This is a genomic window from Anaeromonas gelatinilytica, assembly GCF_016820635.1.
GTDB classification, from domain to species: domain Bacteria; phylum Bacillota; class Clostridia; order Tissierellales; family SIT17; genus Anaeromonas; species Anaeromonas gelatinilytica.
Genome location: NZ_WSFU01000138.1, coordinates 86,238 through 95,454 on the forward strand (window position 1 = coordinate 86,238; position 9,217 = coordinate 95,454).

Annotated in this window: 6 protein-coding genes and 1 pseudogene; all 7 read left to right on the plus strand. The window is 28.1% G+C overall.

What is annotated here, in order from left to right:
• Positions 1-22 precede the first annotated feature (22 nt).
• The 7 genes and pseudogenes from GOQ29_RS13825 to GOQ29_RS13850 all read left to right on the plus strand — a co-directional run bounded on the left by GOQ29_RS13825 (position 23) and on the right by GOQ29_RS13850 (position 9,079).
• A complete protein-coding gene (locus GOQ29_RS13825) occupies positions 23-1,678 on the plus strand; it encodes a glycosyltransferase family 4 protein (RefSeq protein WP_203373258.1) in 1,656 nt (551 codons plus the stop codon).
• Between the two features lie 15 nt (positions 1,679-1,693).
• Positions 1,694-2,653, plus strand: coding sequence for a BtrH N-terminal domain-containing protein (locus GOQ29_RS13830; protein WP_203373259.1), 960 nt, complete (start codon positions 1,694-1,696; stop codon positions 2,651-2,653).
• Between the two features lie 90 nt (positions 2,654-2,743).
• Positions 2,744-5,218 (plus strand): amino acid adenylation domain-containing protein, encoded by a 2,475-nt coding sequence (locus GOQ29_RS13835; RefSeq protein WP_203373260.1) that lies wholly within the window; start codon positions 2,744-2,746, stop codon positions 5,216-5,218.
• Between the two features lie 20 nt (positions 5,219-5,238).
• Positions 5,239-6,513: a serine hydrolase domain-containing protein gene (locus tag GOQ29_RS13840; RefSeq protein ID WP_203373261.1), complete on the plus strand. Its 1,275-nt coding sequence runs from the start codon at positions 5,239-5,241 to the stop codon at positions 6,511-6,513.
• An 89-nt stretch (positions 6,514-6,602) separates the two neighbouring features.
• The gene (locus tag GOQ29_RS13845; RefSeq protein ID WP_203373262.1) at positions 6,603-7,586 is read left to right on the plus strand and encodes a C39 family peptidase; all 984 of its coding nucleotides are present in this window, start codon (positions 6,603-6,605) and stop codon (positions 7,584-7,586) included.
• A 67-nt stretch (positions 7,587-7,653) separates the two neighbouring features.
• Positions 7,654-7,803 (plus strand): annotated as a pseudogene (locus tag GOQ29_RS14750) (IS3-like element ISRgn1 family transposase); the annotation flags it as partial.
• 241 nt (positions 7,804-8,044) lie between these two features.
• On the plus strand, positions 8,045-9,079 hold the full coding sequence (locus GOQ29_RS13850; RefSeq protein WP_203373263.1) for a S66 family peptidase: 1,035 nt from the start codon (positions 8,045-8,047) through the stop codon (positions 9,077-9,079).
• The last annotated feature ends 138 nt before the right edge of the window (positions 9,080-9,217 follow it).

A 9,217-nucleotide genomic window follows, 5' to 3' on the forward strand; every position in this document is an offset into this window, starting at 1 on the left:
GACTTATTGGAGGGAGAATAACATGTGTAGAACTGGATTAAATGTTGGGATAATGGGGGAATCACTAAGACCACCAGTGCAACAAAAGATGGTTTATGGCTATGATATTGCTGTTAATGAATTACTAGATTCAATTTTGGAATATAGTAAAGCTAGTACTATTAGTTGCTTGGTAGAACCTCAGCAATTTCAACAAAATATGATAAAAAGAAAAAGTAGAAAGATACAATTCAAATCTAACGTAGAGAAGGAAATAAGTATGATAAGTGAATATGATCTAATATTCTCACAAGAATGTCGTGATAATTTAAATGTAGATGTTCTGCATAATGTAAGCAATGAATTCATCGAATTAGTATCATTGAGAGAAGCATTAGGACAACATATTCCAGTAACATTTACAATTCATTGTGCAAGTTACCAAGAATTACTTAAAAACTTTTTTTATCCAATGATTACATTACCATTAAAGAGTTATGATACTTTAATATGTACTTCTGAAGCTGTATTTCAAACGGCTGAAAAGATTTTAGAGAAAACTGAAACTGTTACAAAAACAAAACAAAATATTAAATTGGTAAAAATTCCATTAGGAATCAATACAGATAAGTTTAAACCTATGGAAAAAGAGCCGTTAAGAGAGAAATATGGGTTGTCTAATGATGAATTTGTTATTTTATGGTTAGGGAGATTTTCAGCTTGTGATAAAGCTGATCTGTATCCATTACTACATGTTTTCTCAAATTTAGTGAGGAAGAATAAAGATAAAAAATTAAAGCTAGTACTAGCCGGATATCAAGACGAGCGTTTTGATTATATTGGAGCATTAGAAAAATCTGTTGAAAACTTAGATATAGAAGAAGAAGTTGTGTTTATGAAAAATCATAGTATTCAAACCAGAAATGAGTTATATAGTATGTCAGATGTGTTTACATCGCCTATTGACAATGTTCAAGAGACTTTTGGGATAACTCCAATTGAAGCTATGGCATGTGGAATTCCTCAAGTTGTATCAGATTGGGACGGTTATAGAGACACTGTTGATGATGGTGTTACAGGTTACCGTATTCCAACATATTGGTTAAAATGTGATGAAGACATTAATAATTTTGGTATGTTACCAAGTAATAATGATAGACGACATCAAATGCATCATTATCTTTTAGGACAATCTGTAGTAGTTGATTTAGTAAAATATGAAGAGGCTTTTCAGAACTTAATAGATGATAACGAGTTATTAAAAAACATGAGATTAGAATCAAGAAAGCGAGCCCTTAAAAATTATTCTTGGGAAGTAATCATAGATCAGTATGATAAATTATGGAAAAATAAAATTGCTTTAGCAAAAAAAAGTAATGAAGAGTTTGATGTTGAAAAATTATATCTACCTGACTATTTTAACAATTTTTCAAATTATGCAACAAAGACGATTACAGAAGAATCTAAGTTTACTATCACTAAAGTCGGTGATCTATTTAGAAATAAAGACATTCCTAAATCTTATGATTCAGATGGATTGGTTTATAATTATGAACTATTTAAATGTATTCTTATACACCTTAATGAAAGTGATAAAAGCATTATTGAACTTTGTCAATTACAAATTGATTTCTCTAATGATGAAATAAAAAGAACTCTAATGAAGTTGTGGAAATATGGCATGGTAACAAAGATTTAGAGAAGGAGAGTAGTTATGGAAGGAAAATATTTAGACGTTAAAATAAATAATCAACAAGCGTTAAATTGCCTTGCATCAGTATTTATAAATGTTGCAGAGTACTATGGTACAGACTATCAAGGTATTTATAAAGGCGTTTGGGGATTTGATTATGATGTCCAAAGTTCAAATCTAATTTTTCACTCTATGAAAGTACCGTTATATGTAGATACAAGAGAAATATTAACTAAAGAACATGGACTTGAAACAATTGTTGAATATGATCGAATGGCAGAAGAGGCTATTGAGATTATAAGGAAAGATTTAAAAGAAGGTAACCCAGTATGTGTTTGTTTAAATGCATGTAACTGTAAATGGACAATAGCTTATAGAAGACTAAGATTTATGCACAACTGTCTAATAATTGGTGATGATACAGAAAAAGAAGTTTTCTACATTTCAGATCCATTTTTTAATACTGAACTAGCAGAATTACCTTATAATGAATTTCTTGAAGGATATTATTATGATCATCGATTTAAGAAAAAAGGGGAGCCTCAAGATATTAATTACCACTGGAAAGAAGATATTCGTGCTGCATTAATAAATAATAAAGAAAGCTTTGATAAAATAAAACAATTTGGTGGGTTTGTATTAGACAGTTATAAAGAATTAGCAGATTTAGATTGGAAACTTTATAAAGCATATGAATTTACGTACTTCTTTAGAGTTTACTATTATAGTCGATATAATTATATAGAGTTTTTACAATACATTACTGAAAATACCGAAGCAGATTTTTATCAAGAGATGAGATTACTTCAAACCAGCAAAGAATATTGGGGGTATGTGTGGAGAATTATTCAAAAAATTGTAAATATATCAAGTTATAAAAAAACTGAAAGTTATGCTAAAGAGGTTAATCAGTATTTAAGTAAAATTTCGAAAATTGAAAGTGAAGTATGGGAGAAATTATCCGACAAGGTTAATAACTAAAGTAATTTATATTAATAATAGTGAAATTTCTGAGAAATACAAGTCAACAAAAACAATGACATAAAATAAAAAGCAAAGGATTTGTTAATTGTGATAATAGAGGCGTTTAGAAAACAAGTGAATAAAAATAAAGATGGAATTGCAATAGATTGTGAAGGAACTAAAATAAGCTATGGAGAATTAGAGTTAAAGTCTAATTGGCTTGCAAATCAGTTATTAGATCACAATATTAATGCCAATGATATTGTTGCCGTAGTTATGGATAATAGCATTCACTATATTATTTACATATTAGCAATTATGAAGATTGGTGGAACTTTCTTACCCATAGACAGCTCATTTCCTGATGCAAAAATTCAAACAATTATAAATCAATCAAATTGCAAAAATATTATCACAAATAATCAGAATAGAATGAGTCAGATTTTTGATTGTGAAATATTGCAGTTTGATTGTTTCGAGAAACTTCAAGTATTTGAATGTTCTAAAAATCTAGTAACTGCTTATATCATATTTACCTCAGGAACTACAGGAAGTCCTAAAGGGGTTGCTATTAGCGAAAAATCTTTTTGGACTTTTTTACAATCTATGAGAGATGTGTTTGATGTAGAAAATTTTGAAAAAGTGGCTTTTTTAACATCAATTTCTTTTGATATTCACCTGGTAGAAACTATATTCCCATTGGTAAATGGAAAAACACTATTGGTGACAGAGAATAAAAAACAAAGTCATTCAGATATTAGCAAATTTTTAGCTATAAATAAAGTGGATTTTCTTCAACTCACACCCTCCCGATTAAAATTATTACTTCAAGATGGAAAAAATACTGTATTTTTAAAGTCATTAAAGTATTTATTGATTGGTGGAGAGGCATTTCCCAAGTTTCTTTTGAAAAAGGTTAAAAAATATACTAATGCAAAGATATTTAATATGTATGGACCTACGGAAGCAACAATATGGGTAAGTTGTGCTGATTTGACTGATACTAATACGATAAGCATAGGAAAAGCATTTTCTAATTCAGAACTATATATTGAGGATAATACACATGAGTTATTAATTGCAGGAAATTGTTTAACAGATGGATACTTAGGAAATCTTGAGTTAACTCAAAAAGCTTTTAAAACTTTAGAACATAGAGAGAATAAACGTTATTATCGTACTGGTGATGTTGTTAAAATGACTGAAGATGGAGATATACAAATCATTGGTAGATGTGATCGTCAGATTAAGATTAATGGTTATAGAATTGAACTAGAAGAAATAGAAGATACCGCTTTACAGTTCAATAATAAAATAAGGGATGCTATAGTTTATTTCAAAAAGTTTGACAACTCTAATATTTTTGATTTGTATGTTGTATGCCAAGAACTTATACAAGTTGAGTATTTGCAACGATTCTTAAAAAATAGATTACCATATTATATGGTACCTCAAAATATATTTGTTATTGATGAGATTCCATTAAACAGCAATGGCAAAGTAGATCATTCTAAATTTGAAGATTTGTATAAAAAACGAAAAAAAAGTTCAAAAAAATATGAACCAGTTTTGACAATTATAGAAAAAGTTACTGGTGTTCCAATTGTTAAGGATGTTGATGGTGGTAAAGGTGATATAAATTTAGGAAGTTTAAGTGTTGATTCAATTAACTTTGTAAGAATCATCATTGAGTTAGAAAATTATTATGACATTGAATTTGATACTAAAATGATGGACTTTAAAATATATGAGAGTTTTCAAGAGTTAATAAATTATATAGATTTGGCAGTGCAAAAAAAAGAATTAACTATACTAGATGAGTCTTTTGAGTGTAGTCACATGCTAGATCCAAATTATGAGAAATTATTGGGACAAGGTAGGTTCGGGATCGTTTATCGAGCAAGTGAAACTGAGGCTATAAAGTTTTTTCATCCGATTAGAGATAAAAATTCACTTAATGCTGAGATATACAAAGTTAAAGCTTTAAGTGGAAAAACACCATTTACAACTACGTTTATTGAAAGTGGTAATATCAACTACAACGATCAGAATGTACAATATTTCAAAATGCAATATATTGAAGGTGTTACAGTTGAGGAATTAATTATGTCTAAAAAAATTGACCCTTATGTATTGGTAACTATTTTATGTTCAATTGTTGGAACTTTAAAGGTTGCAACAAGCTTAGGTTTTGGACATCATGATATAACTATAAGGAACATCATGATTTCTGAAGATTATGAACAAATAATCCGAGGAAAAGAATATAGTGTATTTCTAATTGATTTTGGAGCTCATCAGGATCTTAATGATTGTAGTGGTATTCTTGATGTTATTAATAAAATTTCTAAAAAACTTAAAGTCGAAAACGAAGAATCAGAAGAGTTTGTAAATTTTCTAAATAGTGTATATATACCACTACTTAGTAGATATGAAAAGGATATATCAACAGACCATGAAAAAGTAATTAGTGATATCTACCAAACACTACTTGATCATATACCAGAGAAATGGGATGGGTTAAAGAGCATACGAGAAAACAGATATAAATTGCCAGATTCAAATAATCATATATTAGTATAAAAAATTTAAGGAGTAAAATTGTGTGTGATAATAATAAAATTCAAAAGTTGTTAGAAGATGTAAGCCAAGGTAAAAATTTTAAGATAGCTCTTACTGTAGTTTCAAAAGAATGTTTAGAAAAAAGGAAAGTTACTTATGAAATTGCGTCAAATAGCAAAGCTTTTACAGCTTTAGCAATTCTATTATTAGATAGTCAAGGTCACCTGAATATTAAAGATAATATATCAGAGTATCTTCCTATGGGATGGAATTTTAAAATGAATGGTAAAAAAGTGGATATATCTATATTACAATTACTAAATCATACTTCAGGACTACCTGGCAATACGTATAAGTTTATGTCTTCTTGTGAAAAAAAAGATTCATTAAAATCAATTGCAGAGAAAGTTATTAATGAACCCATAATTGAAGAGCCTGGTAGTATTTTTAAATACACTACTGCTAGTTACTGTCTCTTAGGGTATTTGATAGAATGTATTTCTGGGAAAAGTTATCATCAATTTATGGAAATGTCAATATTTAAACCTCTAGGTTTAAAGAATACTTATGCCACCCTATCAAAAGCACAGAATATGATCAGTGGTACACAAAGAAAACTTTGGTATAGAAAAGAAATTATAAAACCATATTATGAATTTGCACCTGCAGGGTTTCTTTATTCAACACCAGAAGATATGAGTAAGTGGATAAAAATACAGTTAGGCATCAGTAAAGTATCTGAGGAATTTAAAGCTATTATAAAACAAAGTCAAGATGAGTTATATTATGCTAAGACAGAAAAAAACAAAGTTTATTATGGTTTTGGATGGTATAAGAATATTGATGAAAATGTTTACTATCATGATGGAATGAATCCATTTTTTAGTTCTTACGTGATGTTTTCTAAAAATATAGACTCAGGTGTATGTATATTGAATAACAATTTATCAAGTAAAACTTCTTTGATTGCAAAAAAAACTTTTAAAGTAGTAAAAGGCGAAAAGGAAGATAGTAAGATTTCAAAGCGGGATAAAGAAGATAAAAAAGATTTAACTTTCAAAGTATATTTAATAATAGAAATGATTATTTTGATAAAGTTGCTCTTAAATCTTGATTATTTAATGATAGTTGATTTTTTGATCGCAATTTTTATAAGTAAAATTAGTGTGAAATCATTTTGGGAATATGAGTATTGGAAGAATATTAAAGTTTGGATATTAGATAGTATGAGATATTTTTTTTTCACTACTGTTCTTTTATTAATTTCACTTTTTCATCTGGCGGGTAACTATTTAGTAGATCTGGTGTTGAATTAATAAGTTTATTAAGTATTATAGTCATATTTAGAATGTTAAATTTAGAGTTAGAATTTGATTTGAATAATTAATTATGTAGGAGGTATTTTATGATTTTATTAAATTATGAAACAGTAGAAACAGAAATATGTGATTGTATGATGGCATCACTTGTCAATACAGCATGTTATTATGGTAGCGAATATGAATACCTATTTAAAGGGGTTTGGGTGTTTGACTATCATAAAAAAAATGATGAAGAAACGAGTTTTTGGAAAAGATTATCTATACCTGGCCTTGTTGATGCTCATGAGCAATTAAGATTATATCACGGAATTAATCTAATAACTTGTGATGGAGATTCATATGGAAGTTTTGTTAGTAAGGTTAAAGAAGAGCTAACTTTAGGGAATCCCGTGTGTATAGAGTTTAGTGCTTATCATTGCCCTTGGGCGGGAGTTTATCATAAGTATGAATTAAAACACTTTTGTTTAATTGTAGGGTACGATGAAACAAATAGAAAGTTTATCTGTTCAGATCCATACGTTACTGAAGATTTACAAGATTTTTCGATAGATGAGTTAGAGAAAGGTTTTACAAGATACTTTATTTTTAGGAAAGAAACACCTGAGAAAAGTTTTAAAAGTTGGAGAGAAGATTTATTATTAGGAGCAGAATCTAAATTCATTGAAACTGATGGAAGAAATATATTTCAAAAATTAAAAGACTTTGCTGAGGAAATAAAAAATCCAGATAATTTTATTGATGAAATGAGAAAACAAAACAGCGAATATTCTTATGAATTATTCTATCAAATGAAATATATTTCGCATAGTAGATTAAATTATGGTCAATTTATTAAATATATTGCTGAAAAAACAGGTGTTACTGAGTTAAATAAATGTGTAGAGTTATTAATAAAATCTAGTAAAGAATGGAGAATTATTTGGTTAAAGTTTACAAAAGTTGCTTATATGATGAATGAAGTGAAAATTCAAAAGTTACTAGACAATGTATTCGAACGTATTAACTATATTATTGATTTAGAGACAGAAACAGCAGAAAGAATTATCAGTATATGTAAAGTGAGATAATAAATTTAATATATAACCAGTTATTATTCGAGAATTTGCTATATATAAGAATAACTATAAAAATTCAATTTTACATAATGATCACGGTTCTTAATTTATTTCTAAAGAGTTCATAGAATTTTGTGAAAGCAAAAATATTACACAAAGTGTGAGTAAAGCTGGTTGTTCATATGACAATGCTCCTATGGAGAGATATTTCAATTCATTTAAGAATGAATTTTATTAAATTTATTGTGTCTATTTTATCAATATGAATTTAGAGTTGATAAAACCTGTATTAGACGATGTTACTGGGTTCACCAGAACTGCACTAGAAATTGAGAATATAACATTAGACATCAATTAAAGGTGTCAATAAGATATTATTTAAGAGCAAAATCTCTTTTTCACTTCAATTTCAGAGGGAGTCCTAAGAGGTATATAAAATCTACTGTAGAAAATATGATAAGGAGGTCAATATGATAAAACCAAGAAGATTAAGAAAAGGGGATAAGATTGCCACTGTGAGTCTCTCTGATGGTAATGCTGGAGGTAAGATGCATCATCGTTATCAACTAGGTAAAAAAAGATTAGAAAAATTATATAATGTTGAAGTTGTTGAAATGCCAAATTCACAAAAAGGATCAGAGTATATATATAAACATCCAGAAGCGAGAGCAGAAGATTTAATGAAGGCATTTGAAGATAAAAGTATAAATGCAATTATAACTAATACTGGTGGAGAAGATACATTAAGAACAATGGAATATGTAAACTATAATATAATAAAAGATAATCCTAAAATTTTCATGGGATATTCAGATGCCACGGTTAATCATTTTATGTGTTATAAAGCTGGACTAGTAAGTTTCTATGGACCTGATATATTTGCACTAGCTGAGCCAGGGAAATTACCAAATTATATGAAAGAAGAAATATATGATAGTATATTTAATATTAATAATAAAAAAGAAATAAAGCAAAGTAAAGTATGGACATCAGATAAGTTCAATAAATTAAAAGCAGAGTCTTTTGAAAATACAAGAAAAATGAATACAGAAAAATATGGGTATGAGATATTACAAGGAACAGGAAAAGTAACAGGAAAACTGATAGGAGGTTGTTTAGAAGTATTAGAAATGATAAAAGCAACTGAATTATGGCCTAATTTAGAAGAATGGAATAATAAAATATTATTTTTTGAAACTAGTGAAGATAGTCCAAATCCATATTGGTTAACTTGTTGGCTTAGAAATTATGCTGCTATTGGAGTGTTTGATAGGATAAACGGTATTATAATTGGAAAACCAAATAATGAGAAATACTATAACGAGTATAAAAAGATATATCTACAGGTAATTAGAGAAGAAGTAGGAAGAGATGATTTACCTATATTATATAATATGAATTTTGGACATACCTTTCCAATGTGTATTCTACCCTATGGAATAGAAGCAGAAATTAATTGTGAATATAAAAAAATTGTATTAGTAGAGTCGGGAATTATACATTAATTATGATAGGGAAATAGAAATTAAGTGTAGAAATAGTATATAATAATATATATTGTCAAAACTTCTTACTAAATAGGAGGCCACTGAAAATCTTATGATTATTGAGTGAAATTAAAAATTTATAATGAAAAAATACTA

Bases quoted from the DNA above. Each gene is read 5' to 3' on its own strand.
- GOQ29_RS13850 (WP_203373263.1), top strand. From the start codon at position 8,045: ATGATAAAACCAAGAAGATTAAGAAAAGGGGATAAGATTGCCACTGTG.
- GOQ29_RS13825 (WP_203373258.1), top strand. From the start codon at position 23: ATGTGTAGAACTGGATTAAATGTTGGGATAATGGGGGAATCACTAAGA.
- GOQ29_RS13830 (WP_203373259.1), top strand. From the start codon at position 1,694: ATGGAAGGAAAATATTTAGACGTTAAAATAAATAATCAACAAGCGTTA.
- GOQ29_RS13845 (WP_203373262.1), top strand. From the start codon at position 6,603: ATGATTTTATTAAATTATGAAACAGTAGAAACAGAAATATGTGATTGT.